The 16,978-nt window shown below is 72.3% G+C and carries 21 protein-coding genes; 5 read left to right on the top strand and 16 right to left on the bottom strand.

Going from position 1 to position 16,978, the window contains the following annotated elements:
* Window positions 1-17: 17 nt before the first annotated feature.
* A complete protein-coding gene (pgeF, locus tag AB0I67_RS11085) occupies window positions 18-719 on the top strand; it encodes a peptidoglycan editing factor PgeF (RefSeq protein WP_357921170.1) in 702 nt (233 codons plus the stop codon).
* A gap of 7 nt (window positions 720-726) precedes the next feature.
* On the opposite strand, the gene AB0I67_RS11080 is transcribed toward pgeF, so the two are convergent.
* Genes AB0I67_RS11080 through AB0I67_RS11070 form a run of 3 tightly spaced genes read right to left on the bottom strand, consistent with a single transcriptional unit; the run spans window position 727 to window position 2,944 of the window.
* On the bottom strand, window positions 727-1,077 hold the full coding sequence (locus AB0I67_RS11080) for a hypothetical protein (protein WP_357921167.1): 351 nt from the start codon (window positions 1,075-1,077) through the stop codon (window positions 727-729).
* Between the two features lie 26 nt (window positions 1,078-1,103).
* On the bottom strand, window positions 1,104-2,249 hold the full coding sequence (locus AB0I67_RS11075) for an ATP-dependent DNA ligase (protein ID WP_357921164.1): 1,146 nt from the start codon (window positions 2,247-2,249) through the stop codon (window positions 1,104-1,106).
* Entirely contained in the window at window positions 2,246-2,944 is a 699-nt protein-coding gene (locus AB0I67_RS11070) for a pyrimidine reductase family protein (RefSeq protein WP_357921161.1), read from the bottom strand. The genes AB0I67_RS11075 and AB0I67_RS11070 overlap by 4 nt, the downstream gene beginning before the upstream one ends.
* Before the next feature lie 133 nt (window positions 2,945-3,077).
* On the opposite strand from AB0I67_RS11070, the gene AB0I67_RS11065 reads away from it, so the two are divergent.
* Window positions 3,078-3,473: a hypothetical protein gene (locus tag AB0I67_RS11065; RefSeq protein WP_357921158.1), complete on the top strand. Its 396-nt coding sequence runs from the start codon at window positions 3,078-3,080 to the stop codon at window positions 3,471-3,473.
* A 1-nt stretch (window position 3,474) separates the two neighbouring features.
* On the opposite strand, the gene glgX is transcribed toward AB0I67_RS11065, so the two are convergent.
* Together glgX and AB0I67_RS11055 are read right to left on the bottom strand one after the other, a co-directional pair.
* Window positions 3,475-5,595 (bottom strand): glycogen debranching protein GlgX, encoded by a 2,121-nt coding sequence (glgX, locus tag AB0I67_RS11060; protein ID WP_357921155.1) that lies wholly within the window; start codon window positions 5,593-5,595, stop codon window positions 3,475-3,477.
* 51 nt (window positions 5,596-5,646) lie between these two features.
* Entirely contained in the window at window positions 5,647-6,075 is a 429-nt protein-coding gene (locus AB0I67_RS11055) for an OsmC family protein (RefSeq protein ID WP_357921152.1), read from the bottom strand.
* A gap of 181 nt (window positions 6,076-6,256) precedes the next feature.
* Here AB0I67_RS11055 and AB0I67_RS11050 point away from each other — a divergent pair, with 181 nt between their 5' ends.
* Window positions 6,257-6,817, top strand: coding sequence for a sigma-70 family RNA polymerase sigma factor (locus AB0I67_RS11050; RefSeq protein ID WP_357921150.1), 561 nt, complete (start codon window positions 6,257-6,259; stop codon window positions 6,815-6,817).
* Entirely contained in the window at window positions 6,817-7,707 is an 891-nt protein-coding gene (locus tag AB0I67_RS11045) for a maleylpyruvate isomerase family mycothiol-dependent enzyme (RefSeq protein ID WP_357921147.1), read from the top strand. The genes AB0I67_RS11050 and AB0I67_RS11045 overlap by 1 nt, the downstream gene beginning before the upstream one ends.
* A 23-nt stretch (window positions 7,708-7,730) precedes the next feature.
* On the opposite strand, the gene AB0I67_RS11040 is transcribed toward AB0I67_RS11045, so the two are convergent.
* Window positions 7,731-9,089: an ankyrin repeat domain-containing protein gene (locus AB0I67_RS11040; protein WP_357921144.1), complete on the bottom strand. Its 1,359-nt coding sequence runs from the start codon at window positions 9,087-9,089 to the stop codon at window positions 7,731-7,733.
* Between the two features lie 80 nt (window positions 9,090-9,169).
* Here AB0I67_RS11040 and AB0I67_RS11035 point away from each other — a divergent pair, with 80 nt between their 5' ends.
* Window positions 9,170-9,856, top strand: coding sequence for a DUF1707 domain-containing protein (locus AB0I67_RS11035; RefSeq protein ID WP_357921141.1), 687 nt, complete (start codon window positions 9,170-9,172; stop codon window positions 9,854-9,856).
* A 5-nt stretch (window positions 9,857-9,861) separates the two neighbouring features.
* Here AB0I67_RS11035 and AB0I67_RS11030 read toward each other — a convergent pair whose 3' ends face one another.
* Genes AB0I67_RS11030 through AB0I67_RS10985 form a run of 10 tightly spaced genes read right to left on the bottom strand, consistent with a single transcriptional unit; the run spans window position 9,862 to window position 16,948 of the window.
* Window positions 9,862-10,596: an alpha/beta hydrolase gene (locus AB0I67_RS11030; RefSeq protein WP_357921140.1), complete on the bottom strand. Its 735-nt coding sequence runs from the start codon at window positions 10,594-10,596 to the stop codon at window positions 9,862-9,864.
* Window positions 10,593-11,243 (bottom strand): GntR family transcriptional regulator, encoded by a 651-nt coding sequence (locus tag AB0I67_RS11025; protein WP_357921137.1) that lies wholly within the window; start codon window positions 11,241-11,243, stop codon window positions 10,593-10,595. The genes AB0I67_RS11030 and AB0I67_RS11025 overlap by 4 nt, the downstream gene beginning before the upstream one ends.
* Window positions 11,228-11,824 carry a malonic semialdehyde reductase gene (locus AB0I67_RS11020; RefSeq protein ID WP_357921135.1) on the bottom strand — a complete coding sequence of 199 codons (597 nt, stop codon included), beginning with the start codon at window positions 11,822-11,824 and terminating at the stop codon, window positions 11,228-11,230. The genes AB0I67_RS11025 and AB0I67_RS11020 overlap by 16 nt, the downstream gene beginning before the upstream one ends.
* Complete coding sequence (locus AB0I67_RS11015) at window positions 11,821-12,693, bottom strand: dihydrodipicolinate synthase family protein (RefSeq protein ID WP_357921133.1); 873 nt, start codon at window positions 12,691-12,693, stop codon at window positions 11,821-11,823. The genes AB0I67_RS11020 and AB0I67_RS11015 overlap by 4 nt, the downstream gene beginning before the upstream one ends.
* A 1-nt stretch (window position 12,694) precedes the next feature.
* Window positions 12,695-13,405 carry an ABC transporter ATP-binding protein gene (locus AB0I67_RS11010; RefSeq protein WP_357921130.1) on the bottom strand — a complete coding sequence of 237 codons (711 nt, stop codon included), beginning with the start codon at window positions 13,403-13,405 and terminating at the stop codon, window positions 12,695-12,697.
* On the bottom strand, window positions 13,402-13,803 hold the full coding sequence (locus tag AB0I67_RS11005) for a VOC family protein (protein ID WP_357921127.1): 402 nt from the start codon (window positions 13,801-13,803) through the stop codon (window positions 13,402-13,404). The genes AB0I67_RS11010 and AB0I67_RS11005 overlap by 4 nt, the downstream gene beginning before the upstream one ends.
* 11 nt (window positions 13,804-13,814) lie before the next feature.
* On the bottom strand, window positions 13,815-14,561 hold the full coding sequence (locus tag AB0I67_RS11000) for an ABC transporter permease (protein WP_357921124.1): 747 nt from the start codon (window positions 14,559-14,561) through the stop codon (window positions 13,815-13,817).
* Window positions 14,558-15,088 carry a VOC family protein gene (locus AB0I67_RS10995; RefSeq protein ID WP_357921122.1) on the bottom strand — a complete coding sequence of 177 codons (531 nt, stop codon included), beginning with the start codon at window positions 15,086-15,088 and terminating at the stop codon, window positions 14,558-14,560. The genes AB0I67_RS11000 and AB0I67_RS10995 overlap by 4 nt, the downstream gene beginning before the upstream one ends.
* 10 nt (window positions 15,089-15,098) lie before the next feature.
* On the bottom strand, window positions 15,099-16,064 hold the full coding sequence (locus tag AB0I67_RS10990; RefSeq protein WP_357921119.1) for an ABC transporter substrate-binding protein: 966 nt from the start codon (window positions 16,062-16,064) through the stop codon (window positions 15,099-15,101).
* Window positions 16,065-16,066: 2 nt separating this feature from the next.
* Window positions 16,067-16,948 (bottom strand): fumarylacetoacetate hydrolase family protein, encoded by an 882-nt coding sequence (locus AB0I67_RS10985; protein WP_357921116.1) that lies wholly within the window; start codon window positions 16,946-16,948, stop codon window positions 16,067-16,069.
* Window positions 16,949-16,978 lie beyond the last annotated feature (30 nt).

Here is a 16,978-nt window from a genome sequence, read left to right as displayed (position 1 = left end):
GTTCTATGCTGGGCGGCATGCTTCTCGCACCCGGCGTGCAGGTGGCCGTCACCGATCGGCACGGCGGCCTGTCCACCCCGCCCTACGGCTCACGGAACCTGGGCGGGCTGGTGGGCGACACCCCCGAGGCCGTCCGCGGCAACCGCGAGGCCCTGGCCGCCGAGCTGGGCGTGCACGGCATCGTGTTCATGCGCCAGGTCCACGGCGCGGACATCGCCTACGCCGCCCAGCCCTTCGGCGCCGACCCGCCCCCGGTGGACGGCGTCTTCACCGACGTGCCCGGCCTGGCCCTGGCCTCGCTGGGCGCCGACTGCCCGGCGATCCTGATCGGGGACCCGGTGGCCCGCCTGGTGGGCGCGGCCCACTCCGGCCGCCCGGGCACCGAGGCGGGCATCGCCACCGCCCTGGTCGAGGCCATGCGGGCCAAGGGCGCCCGCGACCTGGTCGCCCTGGTGGGCCCGGGGGCGTGCGGGCGCTGCTACGAGGTGCCCGAGGACCTGCGCGCCCGGGTGGCCGCCAAGGTGCCGGAGACCTGGTCCACGACGTCCTGGGGCACCCCCGCCCTCGACCTGCGGGCCGGCATCGAGGCCCAGCTGCGCGCCGCGGGCGTCTCCGACGTCCGGCACGACGCGCGCTGCACCATCGAGGACGAGGCGCTCTACTCCCACCGCCGGGAGCAGGTAACCGGCCGGTTCGCCGGCCTGGTCTGGCTCACCTGAGCGCGGGCTACGGCTTGCGGGTGGACTGGGTGAACACCACGTTCACCAGCACGATCCCCGCCCACACCGGGATCAGCGCCAGCGCGCCCTTGGTGGTCGCGAGGATGGCGATGGTGACGATCGTGCCCAGCGCCAGCGAGACGATCGCCAGCGCCAGCCGCATGCCGTCGGACCGGCCGTCGCGGGTGGCCGGGGTGGCGACCTCGGCGGCGGCGACCCGCTGATCGACGCGCCGGTCGACCTCGCTGCCGAGTTTGTCGAGGAAGGACTCCACCAAGGCGTCCTCGAACTCGGGTCCGAGGTCGCGGCGAGCGGAGACGGCGGCCCGGAGCTCGTCCCCGGGCGAGGGGGTGGTCATGCCGCGAGCCTACGTCGGCCGGGCGATCACCGCGCGAGGATGTCGTCGAGCTGGTACCCCACCGGCCGTTCGAGCTGCTCGTAGGTGCAGGACTCGGGGGTGCGGTCGGGCCGCCAGCGCCGGAAGTGGGCGGTGTGCCGGAACCGGTCGCCCTCCATCTGGTCGTAGGCGACCTCCATCACCAGCTCGGGCCGGAGCGGGATGAACGACAGGTCCTTCTTGGCGTTCCACCGCGACACCGCGCCGGGCATGCGCTGCCCGCCGCGCGAGGGGGTGGCCGCCGCCTCGCCCATGTTGCGGATCGCCTGGTCGGCCCACTCGCCCCACGGGTGCTCGCCCAGCTCGGCCCGGTAGGGCGCGAGCTCCTCGACGAGTTCGGCCCGGCGCGCCATCGGGAAGGAGGCGGCCACGCCCACGTGGTGGAGCTTGCCGTCCGGGCTGTAGAGCCCGAGCAGGATGGAGCCGACGATCGGCCCGCTCTTGTGCTCGCGGTACCCGCAGACCACCACGTCGGCGGTGCGGTCGTGCTTGACCTTGAACATGGTGCGCTTGTCCGGCACGTACGGCTCGGTGCCGGGCTTGACGATGATGCCGTCGAGGCCGGCGCCCTCGAACATCTCGAACCACTCGCCGGCGCGCTCCTCGTTGGTGGTGACCGGCGTCAGCCGTACCGACCGGGCAGGGTCGGACTCGCCGGGGAAGATCGTCACGAGCCGGGCGCGGCGCTCGGCGAAGGGCGTCTCCATCAGCGACTCCTCGCCCAGCGCGAGCAGGTCGAAGGCGATGTAGGAGGCCGGGTAGGTCTCGGCCAGCATCTTCACCCGCGAGGCGGCCGGGTGGATGCGCTGCTGGAGCATCTCGAAGTCGAGCTCCTGCCCCTGCCGCAGGACGATCTCGCCGTCCAGCACGCACTTGTCCGGCAGCTCCTTGCGGATCGCCTCGACGAGTTCGGGGAAGTAGCGGGTGAAGGGCCGCTCGTTGCGGCTGCCCAGGAAGACCTCGTCGCCGTCGCGGAAGACGATGCAGCGGAAGCCGTCCCACTTGGGCTCGTAGAACAGCGTGCCGTCCTGCTTGGGCATCGCCTTGACCGCCTTGGCCAGCATCGGCGCGACCGGCGGCATGACCGGCAGGTCGAGCTGGAGGTCCTCGTACGGGTCGATCGGCTGGGTCATCGGGCACGCTCCCGTACATATCGCTGGAAGAGGACCCCATCCTCCTCCAAGACCTGGGTGAGGCGGAGCGGCACGTGCGACGCCTCGCCGTTCAGGATGCGGGCCGCGACGCCGCCGATCAACAGCGGGCTCACCGTCAGGCACAGCTCGTCGATCAGGTCGTCGGCGGCGAGCTGGGCGTTGATCCGGGGGCCGCCCTCGCACAGGATGCGGGTCAGCCCGCGCATCCGCAGGAACTCCACGGCCGCGGGGAAGTCCACCCGGTCGCCACCGGCGACGATCACGTCGGCCAGCTCGGCCGCCGCCTCGACCCGGTCGCGCGGCGCCGCCTCGCAGGTGATCACGATCGTCCGGGTGCGGGCCTCGGTGAACAGCGTGCCGCCCAGGTCGAGGTCCATCCGCCGGGTCACCACCGCGATCGGCGGCGGCACCTCCCGGCCCTCGCGCGGCTTGGCCGGGCCGTACCCCTCGGCGCGGACGGTCGCGGCGCCGGCGACGATCACGTCGGCCAGCCCGCGCAGGACCCCGAAGATGCGCCGGTCGCCCTTGCCGGACAGGCCACCGGACAGGCCCTTCACCCATGCGGCCCCGTCGGCGCTGGCCACCATGTTGACCCGCAGCCAGTGGTCGACCGGATAGGCGTAGGCCTGGATCAGGTCGGGGTCCTCGGCCGGGTCGGGAAAGATTCGACGCACCCGTCTACCTTGACACACGGCCACGGACCGGTGGCTTTTCGGGGCGGCCATAGCACTTTGCCCGTATCTCGTGACGTACGTGCGCTGATGTGCTTACGTGGCGAGTGAGATCAGGGACTCCAGGGAGGCTCGGTTGGGGCTGGTCACTCTCGTGCCGTGGTTGGTCGCCGCGCTGGTCGGGGTCTACCTGCTCTACATCTGGCTCTCCGGGGGCGGTTTACGGCAGCAGGCCACGAAGGTCACGCGCTTCCCGGTGCTGCTGATCTTCTCCCACCCCGTCTTCGCGGTCAGCGCGCTGGTCTGCTGGGGGATCTTCCTGGTCACCGGCGCCGGCTCCATGGCGTGGGCCGCCTTCGGCGTCCTGACCGTCGCCGCGCTGCTGGGCTTCACCATGTTCACCCGCTGGCTCGGCGCCGGACGGCACGCCAAGGGCGCCGAGCGCGGCTTCCCGCTGGTGGCCGTGGCGGTGCACGGCCTGGCCGGGCTGACCACGTTCGTGCTGGTGCTGCTGACCGCCGCGCGGGTCTAGCTCAGGCGCGCCCGGAGCGCGGGTGGCGCAGCACCTGGACGCTGCGCGAGGTGACCGCGACCAGCGAGCCGGGCGTCCAGTGCTCGTCCGGGAACGGCTCGTCGCGGGAGAGCTCGTCGCTGGTGTCGAGCTCGGTCACCCAGAACGCGCCGAACTCCTCGCCCGGCAGGGTGAAGGTCATGTCCTCGTGGTGGGCGTTGATCAGCAGCAGGAACGAGTCGTCCACGATGCGCTCGCCGCGCGGTCCCGGCTCGGTGATCGCCTCGCCGTTGAGGAAGGCCCCCATCGCGCGGGCGTAGCCGGTCTGCCAGTCGCCGGCGCTCATCTCCCGCCCGGCCGGGGTCAGCCAGACCAGGTCGCGCAGCCCGCGCGCGCTGCCGCGGAAGAAGCGGCGGCGCTGGAAGACCGGGTGCTCGCGGCGCAGCTTCGCCAGGTTGCGGACGAAGGCCAGCAGGTCGCCCTCGCGCTCGATCATCGACCAGTCCACCCAGGTCAGCTCGTTGTCCTGGCAGTAGCCGTTGTTGTTGCCGAGCTGGGTGCGCCCGAGCTCGTCGCCGTGCGAGAGCATCGGGACGCCCTGCGACAGGAAGAGCGTGGCCAGCAGGTTGCGGCGCTGGCGGCGGCGCAGCCGGACGATGTCCGGGTCCTCGACCGGGCCCTCCGCGCCGCAGTTCCAGGAGCGGTTGTCGTCGGTGCCGTCGCGGTTGTCCTCGCCGTTGTCCTCGTTGTGCTTGCGGTCGTAGGAGACCAGGTCGGTGAGGGTGAAGCCGTCGTGGCAGGTGACGAAGTTGATCGAGGCCACCGGGCGGCGGCCCGAGGAGGCGTACAGGTCGGAGGAGCCCGACAGCCGCGAGGCGAACTCCGGCAGTACGGCATGCCCCCGCCAGAAGTCGCGGACCGCGTCGCGGTACTTGCCGTTCCACTCCGTCCACAGCGGCGGGAAGTTGCCCACCTGGTAGCCGCCCGGCCCCACGTCCCACGGCTCGGCGATCAGCTTCACCTGCGAGATCACCGGGTCCTGCTGGATCAGGTCGAAGAAGGCGCTGAGCCGGTCGACGTCGTGCAGCTCGCGCGCCAGCGCCGCGGCCAGGTCGAAGCGGAAGCCGTCCACGTGCATGTCCAGCACCCAGTAGCGCAGGCTGTCCATGATGAGCTGCAGCGCGTGCGGCGAGCGCACGTTGAGCGAGTTGCCGCAGCCGGTGTAGTCGAGGTAGTAGCGCCGGTCCCCGTCGTGCAGCCGGTAGTAGGCCGGGTTGTCGATGCCGCGGAAGCCCAGCGTCGGGCCCATGTGGTCGCCCTCGGCGGTGTGGTTGTAGACCACGTCCAGGATGACCTCGATGCCCGCCTCGTGCAGCGCGCGCACCATCGCCTTGAACTCCAGCACCTGCTCGCCGCGGGTGCCCGCGCTGGAGTAGGCGGCGTGCGGGGCCAGGTAGGCCATCGTGTTGTAGCCCCAGTAGTTCGTCAGCCCGCGCGCCACCAGGAAGTGCTCGGGCACGAAGTGGTGCACCGGCATGAGCTCGACCGCGGTCACGCCCATGGCCAGCAGATGCTCGATGATCGCCGGGTGCGCGAGGCCCGCGTAGGTGCCGCGCTGCTCCTCGGGCACGGCCGGGTGACGCATCGTCAGGCCGCGCACGTGCGCCTCGTAGATGACCGTCTGGTGGTACGGCGTGCGGGGCGGGCGGTCGTTGCCCCACTCGAAGAACGGGTTGATCACCACGTTCTTCGGCATGTACGGGGCGCTGTCGGCGGTGTTGCGCTTGGCGGGGTCGGTGAAGTGGTAGGAGAACAGCGCCTCGTTCCACTCCAGGTCGCCGTCGATGGCCTTGCCGTACGGGTCGATGAGCAGCTTGGCGGGGTTGCACCGCCCGCCTCGGGACGGCTCGTAGGGCCCGTGGACGCGGTAGCCGTACCGCTGCCCGGGGACGATGCCCGGCAGGTAGCCGTGCCAGACGAAGCCGTCGACCTCGGGCAGGTCGACCCGCTCCTCAGTGCCGTCGTCGTGGAACAGGCACAGCTCGACCCGCTCGGCGACCTCGGAGAACACCGAGAACCCGGTGCCGACCCCGTCCCAGGTGGCGCCGAGTGGATAGGGCTCGCCCGGCCAAACCTCTCGCATGTGTCCCGATTGTCGCACGCGAGAGCCGCCGGGCGAGCGCCACCCGCGGAATCAGCCGACGAGCTCGGCGTCGAGCGTGATGGTCGTGCCGGTCAGCGCCTTGCTGACCGGGCAGTTGGCCTTGGCCGTCTCGGCGGCCTGCTGGAACTGCTCGGCGGTGATGCCGGGCACCTGGCCCTTGACGGTGATCACGATGCCGGTGATGCCCTCACCCGGCTGGAAGGTCACGTCCGCGCGGGTCTCCAGCGACTGCGGCGGGGTGCCGGCGCCGTTGAGGCCGTGCGACAGCGCCATCGAGAAGCAGGAGGAGTGCGCCGCGGCGATGAGCTCCTCGGGGGAGGTCTTGCCGTTGGCCGCCTCGGCCCGGGAGGGCCAGGAGACGTCGAAGGTGCCGACGCCGGAGGAGTCGAGTGAGACGGTGCCGGAGCCGTCGAGCAGGGCGCCCTTCCACTGGGTGGTGGCGGTGCGAGTCGTCGCCATGCCTTATATCCCTTCAAGAGCTTTCGCGTACGACTCCGAACATATCGCGATCGCCGGGACCACCTGCGCCTTCACTCACGGCTTGAGACGCGTCCCTGAGTAGGTCATCCGCCTCAACTTTTCCGGCGAATAGTGACATGCTCAGACAGTGGCGTCAGCGGATCACCGGAACGCTGGGAGTGTGGTGCCAGTGGAGGCGCCGGACGACGACCGCCTGCTGCACCAGCGCGTGGTCGGCGGCGAGGAGGCGGCGCTCGGGGAGGCCTACGACCGCTTCTCCGCGCTGATCTTCGGCCTCGCCGCGCGCGTCACCCGCGACCGGGTGGTCGCCGAGGACATCACCCAGGAGGTCTTCCTGATCTTCTGGGAGCGCCCGCTGGCCTACGACCCCGGCCGCGGTTCCTTACGCGCCTGGCTGGCCACCATCGCGCACCGCCGCGCGGTCGACCACGTGCGGTCCGAGGAGCGCCGCCGGGTGTCGGTGCTGGGTCCCCGGCTCTTCGAGCCGGAACCGGCGCGGCTGGAGGAGCGCGTGCTGGCCGCCGACGAGGCCCAGCGGGTACGGCAGGCGGTCACCCGGCTGCCCGGCGCCCTGCGCGAGGTCGTGGAACTGGCCTACTACGGCGGCCGGAGCTACCGCCAGGTCGGGCAGGAGCTGGGCGTGCCGGAGGGCACGGCGAAGTCGCGGATCCGGCTGGCGCTGCGGCGCCTGGCCGAGGAGCTCACCGAGGAGGAGGGGTGATGGACCCCGTCGAGCGGCTGTACCTCGACGCCCTGACGGCCGAGCCGGCCGAGCCGGGCCGTTCGCTGCGGCCCCAGCTCCTGGCCGGGGCGCGGGCGCGACGCCGGCCCGCCGAGCGCACCGCCCCCTGGGCCGAGCCGTTCGCCGGGCGCGTGGCGGCGATGGACGCGCTGCTGGCCGCGGCGGTCGACGACGACTGGCACCGCGTCATCGTCGAGGGCTGGACGCTGCAGGAGCTCGTGGCGCATTTGGCGGCCAAGGACGGGCTGCTGGCGCACGCGGTGGGGGCTCCGGTGCTGGGGCCGCCGCTCGGCGTGCTCGACGCGGCGGGCCGTACCGCGCAGGTCCAGGAGCACGAGCGGGCCCGCAGCCCCGAGCAGACGCGGCGCGACTGGCGGGCGCAGGCCGACGCGCTGTGCCGGCACCTGGCGACCCTGGACCCGGCGGCCCCGGTCCGGGTGGACGGGCTGGAGGCCCCGCTGGGCGACCAGGTGCTCGCCCGGAGCCTGGAGACGTGGGTGCACGCCGACGACGCGGCGCGCACGGCGAGGCTGGCGCTGCCGCACCCGGTGCCCGAGCACATCCACCCGACGGCCGACCTGTGCGCGCGGCTGCTGCCGTGGACGCTGGCGGTGTCGGGGCTCGACGGCTCGGGGCACGTGCTGGAGCTGACGCTGACCGGGCCCGGCGGCGGGCGGTGGCAGGTCCCGCTCGGCCTGGGCGACCCGCCCGGGACGGACGCCGACGTGTCGATCAGCGCGGACGTGGTCGAGTTCTGCTTCCTGCTGGGCGGGCGCGGGTCGGCCGAGAGCCTGCCCGCCCGGCTCGGCGGCGACACCGAGCTGGCCAGGCAGGTCCTCCGGAGCGCCCCGGCCCTGTCCGGCCCCTGACCCGCCCTCAGGAGAGCCGGCGGTCAGGCGCCGAGCTGGGCCTGGGCCTCCACGGCCAGTTCGCGGTCGTACGGGTCGTCGCTCTCGGCCAGCACCCGCTTGATCCCCGCCTCGGCGCGCGCGTCGCCCCGCTGGGCGAGCCCGCGCGAGGCCTCGGCGACGGTGTGCAGGTCGCTGTCGTCCAGCCGCGCGGCCAGCGCCTCCCGGATGGCCGGGGTGTCGGCCGCCTGGTTGGCGAGCCCGGCGGTCGCCCAGTCGCGCACCTCGTCGGACTCGTCGGCGGTCATCTCGATCAGCAGCTCCAGCCCCTCGCCGCCGTCGGGAGGCAGCACGTCGGCCAGCGCGATGGCGTCGGTCATGGTCCGCTTGTGGCCGGGCCGGCCGATGATCTCCAGCACCTGCGGCAGCGCCCGCGGGTCGCCCTGGTGGCCGAGCGCGGACAGGACCGAGCGCAGCACCTGCGGGTTGCCCTCGGTGGTGGCCATCTTCTGCAGCAGCGGCAGCGTGCGCTCGCGGTAGGGCTTGTCGCCGTCCTCGGTCACGCCGAACTGGGCGATGGCGTCGACGCCGAACTCCCGCTCGCGCGCGTCCTCGCTCACGCACAGGGTGGACAGCGCCTCGTAGGTCTCCTCGGCGTCGCTCGTGCCGGCCCGCCGGCCCAGCGAGTCGGCCACCACCCACCACGTCTCGGCGTCCTCGTCCACGTCGCGGTGCGCCAGCGCCCGTGCCACGAGCTGCGCGACCGGGGTGTAGAGGCCGGTGGCGTCCTCCAGCAGCGTCGCGACCGCCGCGTGCCCGCGCTGGGCCTGCACCTGCTCGCTGTCGCCCTCGGCCGAGCGGCCGTGCACGGTGACCAGCTCGGTGCCGTCCTTGGCGAACTGGCGGGTCACCACGTACTCCCAGCCCTCCTGCCCGATCTGGTCGAGCAGCGCGGTCTCCAGGTGCACGCCCACCCACGCCGAGGCGATGTCGAGCGGGGTGTCCCCGTCGCCGTCGGCCTTCTCGGGGTCGGCCCCGGCGTCCAGCAGCACCCGCACCGCGCCCAGCGCGCCGCGGCGCGCGGCCAGCGTCAACGGCGTCTCGCCGCCCTCGCTCGGCTCGTCCACCGGCGCCCCGGCCTCGATCAGCGCGTGGGCGGCGTCGGCGTTGCCGTTGGCCGCCGCCCACATCAGCGGGTGCCAGCCGTCGGCCTCCCGGGCCGCCACCTCGGCGCCGCCCTCCAGCAGGGCGGCGATGACGTCCAGCCGGTCCCAGGCCGCCGCCGCGCACAGCGGCAGGCCCTCCTCGACGGGCTGGTTCGGATCGGCGCCCCGCTCCAGCAGCCCGCGGACCTTCGTCAGATCGCCGGACAGCGCCGCCTGGTAGAGCTCTTCCTCATGCATAGCTCAGGACCCTAGTAGCAAACGGAAGTCCTTCCTTCGGAGGACGCGCAGCGGGCGGCAAACGCGATATGTTGCGTCTTATGGACGAAGTGCGCGCGTCTGACGCCGAGCGCGAGGCCGTGGTGGAGCTCCTCAAGCAGGCCTCCGTGGACGGCCGGTTGACCCTGGTCGAGCTCACCGAACGCACGGGGGCGGCCTACACGGCCAGCACGCAGGCCGAACTCGCCCTGCTCACCCAGGACCTGCCCGCCGTCTCGGCCGCGTCGTACGCGCCGCAGCCGGTGGACACCGAGCGCAAGCGGCGCTGGTTCGTGGCGGTGATGGGCGACTCCAAGCGGCGCGGGAAGTGGCGGGTGGAGTCGGAGATCGGGGCCGTCGCGGTCATGGGCGACGTGCTGCTCGACCTGCGCGAGGCGGAGGTGCGCGGCAACCGGATCGACATCGTGGCCACCGCGGTCATGGGCGACGTGAAGATCATCGTGCCGGACGGGGTGGACGTCGACCTCGAAGGCATCGCGATCATGGGGGACAAGAAGGTCGACGTCATGGAGGCCGAGCCCGGCCGTGACGTCCCGGTCGTGCACGTCAAGGCCTACGCCGTGATGGGCGACGTCAAGATCATCGGTGACTCCAAGGCCGAGCCGATCCGCCGCGGCCTGTCCGCCTGGCGGGAGCACTGGCGCGCCCTCGTCGGCGACGACGGCCTCCACGGCCTGCACGGCGGCCAGTACAACCCGTGGACGGGCCGCCGCCGCGAGATCGACTAGCGGTCTCAGGCCGGCGCGGCCCCGTCCGGGAGGGTGGCGGCGATCAGCCGGGCCAGCTCCGCCGCGACCGCCTCCGGGGCTTCGAGCTCGGGCACGTGGCCGCAGCCCGGCACCACGGTCAGCCGCGCGCCGGGGATCGCCGCCGCCACCGGCCGGGCGCAGGTCGCCACCGGCGTGACCGCGTCCAGCTCCCCGCCCAGCACCCCCACCGGTACGGCAGGCACCCCCGCCAGCCACCGGTGGATGTCGCCGAACGCCAGCAGCCGGGCCGCCCGCAGATAGGCCGAGGCGTCCAGGGCCAGCGTCGCGGCCCGCGCGGCGGCCAGCGCCCGCGGGGATCCGGAGGCGATGAGCACGGGCACCCGCTCGGCCGCCATCCGCTCCGGCCCGAGCGCGATCAGCGCCTCCCGCGCCGCCAGTTCGGCCGCGCCCCCGCCACCGGGCGCCGGAGCGCACAGCAGCAGCGACCGCACCCGCTCGGGGAAGCGCGCGGCGGTCTCGGCGGCGATGAGCGCGCCGATGGAGCTGCCGACCAGGTGGCAGGACCCGATCCCGCGCTCGTCCAGGAAGGCGGCGAGCGCGTCGGCATAGCTCCCGGACTCGGCGAGCGGCGGCGTGCCCGCGTACCCCGGCAGGGTCCAGGACACCCCGCGCACCCCGGCGGGCAGCAGCTCGACGACCTGGTCGAAGGCCGCCGCGTCCGACCCGATGCCGTGCAGGAACACCGCGACGTCCGTCATTTGAAGAACTCGATCACGTGAACCGAGGAGTTGGTGATGTGCTCGTGCATCGCGGTGTAGGCCGCCTCCGCCTCCCCGGCGAGGATGGCCGTCACGAGCTGACCGTGCTCGGTGAAGGAGGCCCGCATCCGCTCGTTGCGCACGTAGAACTGCGGCAGCCGGAAGGGCGAGGCGCGCTGCCGCAGCCCGCGCGCGATCTCGACCAGCGGCCGGTTGCGGCTGCCCTGGTAGACCAGGTCGTGCAGCCGCTCGTTGCAGACCGCGTAGCCGGCGTCGTCGCCGGTGCTGACGAACGCCGACGACTGGCTGTGGGCCAGCTCAAGCTGCCGGCGCTCGATGCCGGTGAGCCGGACCGCGGCCAGCTTGGCGCACAGGGCGTCGATCTCGGCGCACGCCTCGAAGAGCTCCTCCAGTTGCTGCGGGTCGATCTCGGCCACCCACGCGCCCCTGTTGGGCAGGATGCGCACCAACCCCGTGCCGCTGAGCTGGCGCAACGCGTCGCGGACGGGGGTGCGGGAGACTTGGTAGCGCTCGGCGAGCGCGGGCTCGTCGAGCTTCTGGCCCGGCCGGAGCCGCCCCGACACGATGTCGTCGGCGATGCGCTGCCGGATCTCCTCCGACCGGGTCTGGCCTACAGAAGCGTGCATGCGTCCTCGAATGAGAGCCGGGGCAGGCGGGGATAGAGTGCCTCCCGGTCGGCGCGGCCCAGGTTGCACAGGAAGTTGACCCGGATCCGGCCGTCGGGGAAGAACTCCGCCTCCAGCCGCTCGCGGTCGAATCCCGACATGGGCCCGCAGTCGAGGCCGAGCGCCCGTGCGGCCATGATGAGATACGCCCCCTGGAGGCTGGAGTTGCGGAGCGCCACCTCGTGGCGGTGGCTGCTCCTATTGTCCCCCTCGTGGGCCGTTATCAGATCATCCCGGCCGGGGAAAAGCACCGGTGCCATGTGGTGGAACCGCTCGTCCCAGCCGATGATCACGGTGACCGGGGCCTCGCGGGTGCGCACCACGTTGCCCGGGTCGAGGCAGCGCAGCAGCCGCTCCTTGGCCTCGGGGGTGCGGACGAAGACGAAACGGGCCGGGCACAGGTTGCCCGCGGTGGGGCCGAGCCGTACCAAATCGTAGAGTTCGCGCAGCACCTCCTCGGCGACCGGTTCGGCGGTGAACCGGTTGGCCGTGCGGGCCTGCCGGAACAGGCGGTCGAGGACGGTCCCGGTCTCGGCTCTCACGCGAGCTCCGCCTCGAAGGCCTGGATCTTGGCGACGACCTCCGCCAGCTTGGCGCGGGCCGGTTCGGTGAGCGGGGCGACGGGCAGGCGCGCCGGGCCGGGGTCGTGGCCGGTCAGGGCCATCGCCTCCTTGATGACGACCGGGAAGGAGCCCAGCTCCCAGGCCCGGCGCAGCGGCGCGAGGGCGTCGCTGATCGCCAGCGCCTCCTCCAGCCGCCCGGACTTGGCCGCGCCGTACATCCGGACCAGCAGGCGCGGGAAGACGCAGGCGGCCGGGGAGATGGCGCCGGCGCCGCCGTGCAGCAGCAGGGCCAGGGTGATGGTGTCGCGGCCGGAGAAGACCAGCGCGCCGCCGCGCAGGTACTCGACGGCCTGGGTGAGGTCGCCGCTGCTGTCCTTGATGCCGACGACGTTGCCGAACGGGGTGAAGCCGGTGAGGTTGACGCCGGTGCGCGGCGGGTTGTTGTAGGCCAGGACCGGCAGGTCGGTGGCGGCGGCGACCTGGCGGTAGTGCGAGGCCAGCTCGGCGGGGGAGGGCGACAGGAAGTAGGGGGTGATGATCATGGCCACGTCCGCGCCGATCGACTGGGCGGCCCTGGTCAGCTCGATGCTCTCGCGGGTGGAGATCGCGCCGGTGCCGGCGTAGACGGGCACCCGGCCGGCCGCCTCCTCGACCGCGATCTCGATCAGCCGCAGCCGCTCGGTGCGGTCCAGGACGGCGAACTCGCCCTGGCTGCCGGCCACCGAGACGCCGTGCACGCCCTCGCTCAGCAGGTGGCGGACCAGCTCGCGGAACCGGGTCTCGTCCAGGTCCCCGTCCTTGGTGAAGGCGGTCGGCGTGGCGGTGACGATGCCCTGCAACACGGCCATCTCAGACCACTCCCATCAGCTTGCTCAGGTGCAGGACGGCCTCGGCGAACTCCGGCAGGCCGCGGGTGACGGCCGGGTCGCGGGGCCGGGGGATCTCCACGCGCATCTCCTCGGCGACCGCGCCCGGCCGGCCGGTCATCACGACCACGCGGTCGGCCAGGAAGACCGCCTCGGGGATGCTGTGCGTGATCAGCACGACCGTCTGGCGCAGGTCCTGCCACAACCGCAGCAGTTCCACGTTGAGCCGGTCGCGGGTGAGCGCGTCGAGCGCGCCGAACGGCTCGTCCAGCAGGACGATGCGCGGCTCGCAGATCAGGGTCTGGCCGAGCGCGGCACGCTGGCGCATGCCGCCGGACAGCTCGTGCGGATATTTCCTGGCGAAGGCCGACAGGCCCAGCGTCTCCAGCATGGGCGCGGTGTCCACCTTGCGGCCCTTGAGCTGGGCGCCCAGCCCGACGTTCTGCTCGACGGTCAGCCAGGGCAGCAGGTTGGAGGTCTGGAAGACCACGCCGATCCCGTCGCCGGTCTCGACGCGGCCGGAGCTCGCCTCCTCCAGCCCGGCCACGATGCGCAGCAGGGTGCTCTTGCCGCAGCCGCTGGGGCCGAGGATGGCCACGAACTCGCCCTCGCCGACCTCCAGGTCGACCGAGTCGAGCGCGTGCACCCCGCCGGGGAAGGTCTTGGAGACCCTCCCCAGCGAGATCGCCGTCACTTGCGCGCCCCGACCCACCCGTTCTGGGTGATGTCGAAGACGATGCCGTCCGGGTCGCGGTACTTGGCCTCGTAGTAGAGCGAGTCCTTCTCCAGCGGCAGGTCCATGAAGTACACCCCGCCCCGGTCGGTGATCGCCTTGGCCTGCTCGTCGAGGTCCTCGCACCAGAAGCCGAAGTGGTGCACGCCCACGTAGTCCTTGCCGCGCTCCAGGCCGGCCGCCTCGTCGGTCTTGTAGTTGAGCAGCGCCAGGCAGACCGTCCCGTCGCTCAGGTAGAGACCCGAGGCGATCGGCGACTCGGTCTCGCCGACGACCTCCATCTCGAAGGCCTCGCAGTAGAACTTGGCCGACGCCTCGAGGTCCTGGACCGCCAGCGCGACGTGCCGCAGCTTTGCCATGATCGAACTCCTTAGGTGATGGACCGGCCGCGCCACCAGACGAGGCGGCCGAGCAACTCGATGACTCCGTAGAGCAGGAACGACAACGCGCTGACCAGCACCAGCGCGGCGAACACCAGGTCGGTGCGGTTGCTGGAGGCGGCGAACTGGATCTGGCTGCCCAGCCCTTTCTCCGCGCCCACGAACTCGCCGACGATGGCGCCGATGACCGCCAGCGGCATGGCCACCTTGCAGCCGTCCACCACCGCCGGCAGCGCGTACGGCACGCGCAGCCGGGCGAAGGTCTGCCAGCGCGTGGCCTTCAGCGCCCGGAAGTGCTCCTCCAGGTGGCTGGGGGTGCCGGCCAGCCCGCCCAGGGTGGCGATGGCCACCGGGAAGAAGGCGAACAGGAAGGCCATCAGCGCCTTCGACCCCAGCCCGTAGCCGAACCAGACGACGAACAGCGGCGCGAGCGCCACCTTCGGCAGCCCCTGCAACGCCACCAGCAGCGGGTAGAGCGTGCGGCGCAGCGGGGGCCAGCCGTGGATGAGCACCGCCAGGACCACCCCGCCGAGCGCGGCGGCGGCGAAGCCCAGCAGCACCTCCCAGGTGGTGATCAGCAGGTACTCGCCCAGCGTGGCCCGCGACTCCCAGCCCGCCGCGAGCACCTCGCTGAGCCGGGGCAGCAGGTAGGACTTCAGGCCCAGCAGGCCCGGCAGCCACTCCCACAGCGCCAGCAGGGCCACGACCAGCAGCGCGGGTTCGACCCAGCGCCTCACGCCTTCTCCTGGTAGAGGGCGGGGGCGGTGACGCGGAAGCGGCTGAAGTGCCACTGGTCGTAGGCGTCCAGGTTGTCCTCCCAGACGGCCGGCTCGTAGGGGTGCTCGGCGTCGATCCGCACCATGTCGGCGTAGAACTCCACGAAGTTGCCGTCGGGGTCGCGGAAGACTAGGAAGAGGTTCTCGCCGGGCCCGTGCTTCCCGATGCCGCGGACGATGTCGACGTTCTTCTCCTCCAGGAAGTCGGCGATGCCCTCCAGCTCCTCCAGGCCGCCGACCTCGTAGGAGAAGTGCTCCAGCCCGGCGCGCTCGCCGACCTCGCGCGGCGGCAGGGCGGCGGTCTCCGGCGGGAGCTGGGCCAGGCCCAGGTCGTGGTGGTCGGTCCCGCAGCGCAGGAAGACCATGGAGTCGCCGATCCAGTCCGACAGGGTCAGGCCGACGATCTCGGTGTAGAACTCGTACGACTTCTGGATGTCGCGCACCTGCAGGACCAGGTGGCCGAGCTTGCGGGGGCGGGGCTTGGGCATGGGGGTCGCCTCACTTCAGGTAGTCGTTGCTGTAGACGTCGGTGGGTGGGACCCGCACCTGGTAGGCGGTCCCGATGATCTCGGCGGTGCTGGCCATCCGGGCCGGGTCGAAGCGGCCGCTGCCGTCGCCGAGGAGCTGGTTCATGTCCTCGACCTGCCGGGTCAGCACGTCGGACTTGAGCTCCGGGTAGCGCTTGAGCATGATCTCGACGACCTTGGCCGGGTTGTCCTTCATGAAGGCGTAGCCCTTGTAGGTCGCCCGCAGGAACTTCCTGACCTGCTCGGGGTCCTTGCTCAGCCGCTCGGCCGAGGTGACGATGCCGTTGCCGTACATGTCGAGGCCGTGCTCGCGGTAGTCGAGCCACTTGATCTCACGCCCGGCCGCCTTGGCCAGGTCGAGCACGGTCGCGCGGTTGCTGCCGGCCCAGCAGTCGGACAGGTCGATCTTGCCCTGGACCAGCGAGGCGTCGACCACGGCCGGGTCCATCTTGAGCAGCTTGATGTGCTCCTTGGGCAACTGGTTGCGCTCCAGCCAGACCGGCAGCAGGCTCTGGATCGGCGAGGTCGCGCCGCCGCCGAGCACCAGGCCCTTCAGGTCGGCCAGGCCGTTGACCGAGTGCTTGCCGGCGTCGTAGCACAGGCCGCCGGGCCAGACGGTGTTGAGCGCGCCGACCATCACGGTCTTGCCGTTCTTGGCGCGGTTGAGGATGACGCTGATCGGGTCGCCGTAGCCGTAGTCCCACTGGCCCTGGTCGATCTCGTTGACCGTGCGCGTGCCGCCGTACCCCCGGACGGGCTCCACGCTGAGGCCCTCGGCCTCGTAGTACCCCTGGTCGATGGCGGCGAAGACGCCGCCGAGGCTGCCCTGCGGGAACCAGGCGAGGTTGAAGGTGACCTTCGTCCCACCCCCGCCGCCGGCCGAGCCGCACGCGACGAGCAACGCTGTCAGGGCGGCCGCGGCCACTGCATGCTTCATGGCTACTCCTGGATCACGGGGTTCTCCAGGACGCCGATGCCGTCGATCTCGGCTCGCATGACGTCTCCGGAGGAGAGGTAGACGCCGCGGCCCATGCCGACGCCGTCTGGGGTGCCGGTGGCGATCACGTCGCCGGGCCGGAGGGTGAGGATGCTCGACAGGTAGGCGATCTGCTCGGCCAGCGTGAAGATCATCTCGTTCGTCTTGCCGTCCTGCATGATCTGGCCGTTGACGGCCAGGCGCAGCGCGACGTGCTGCGGGTCGCGGATGAAGCGCGCCGGCACCACCCACGGCCCGAAGGGCGCGAAGGTGTCGAAGCACTTGCCGCGGAACCAGTCGAAGGTGAAGGGGAAGTCGTCGCGCATGTTGAGGTCGCGCGCCGAGACGTCGTTGAGGATGCTGTAGCCGGCCACGTGCTCCAGCGCCCGCTCGGCCGGGATGTGCCGGCCGCCGCGGCCGATCACCGCGGCCAGCTCGACCTCCCAGTCGAGCTGCCGCGTGCCGGCCGGCATCACCACGTCCCGTCCGGGGCCGACCACCGCGGAGTCGGCCTTCATGAAGACGTACGGCTGGCTGTCGGCCTTGGCGGCGAGCACCGTGCCCATCTCGTCGGCGTGGTCGACGAAGTTGGAGGCGGCGGCGAAGATCCGGCCCGGCCGGTACGGCTCGGCCAGCTCGGCGCTGTGGTCGGGCAGGTCGGTCCGGGCGGCGGCGGCCTCGGCGAGGCGGACGAGCTCCTCCTCGTGCCCGGTCAGCAGGGTGACCAGGTCGGGGAGCGGGCCCTTCCACAGCGCGGCCAGGTCGTGGACCCGGTCGGGCGCCAGGACCAGCGCCGGTCTCAGCTCCGCGCCGGCCCGATACGAACCCAGGGCAAACCAGCTCACGCATGCCTCCTCGGTGGTGTGCGCTTTCTT

Source organism: Nonomuraea sp. NPDC050310 (assembly GCF_040655795.1).
Taxonomy (GTDB): domain Bacteria; phylum Actinomycetota; class Actinomycetes; order Streptosporangiales; family Streptosporangiaceae; genus Nonomuraea.
Note: the sequence above shows the minus strand (reverse complement) of the source record. Positions and strands in the feature narration are given on the sequence as shown.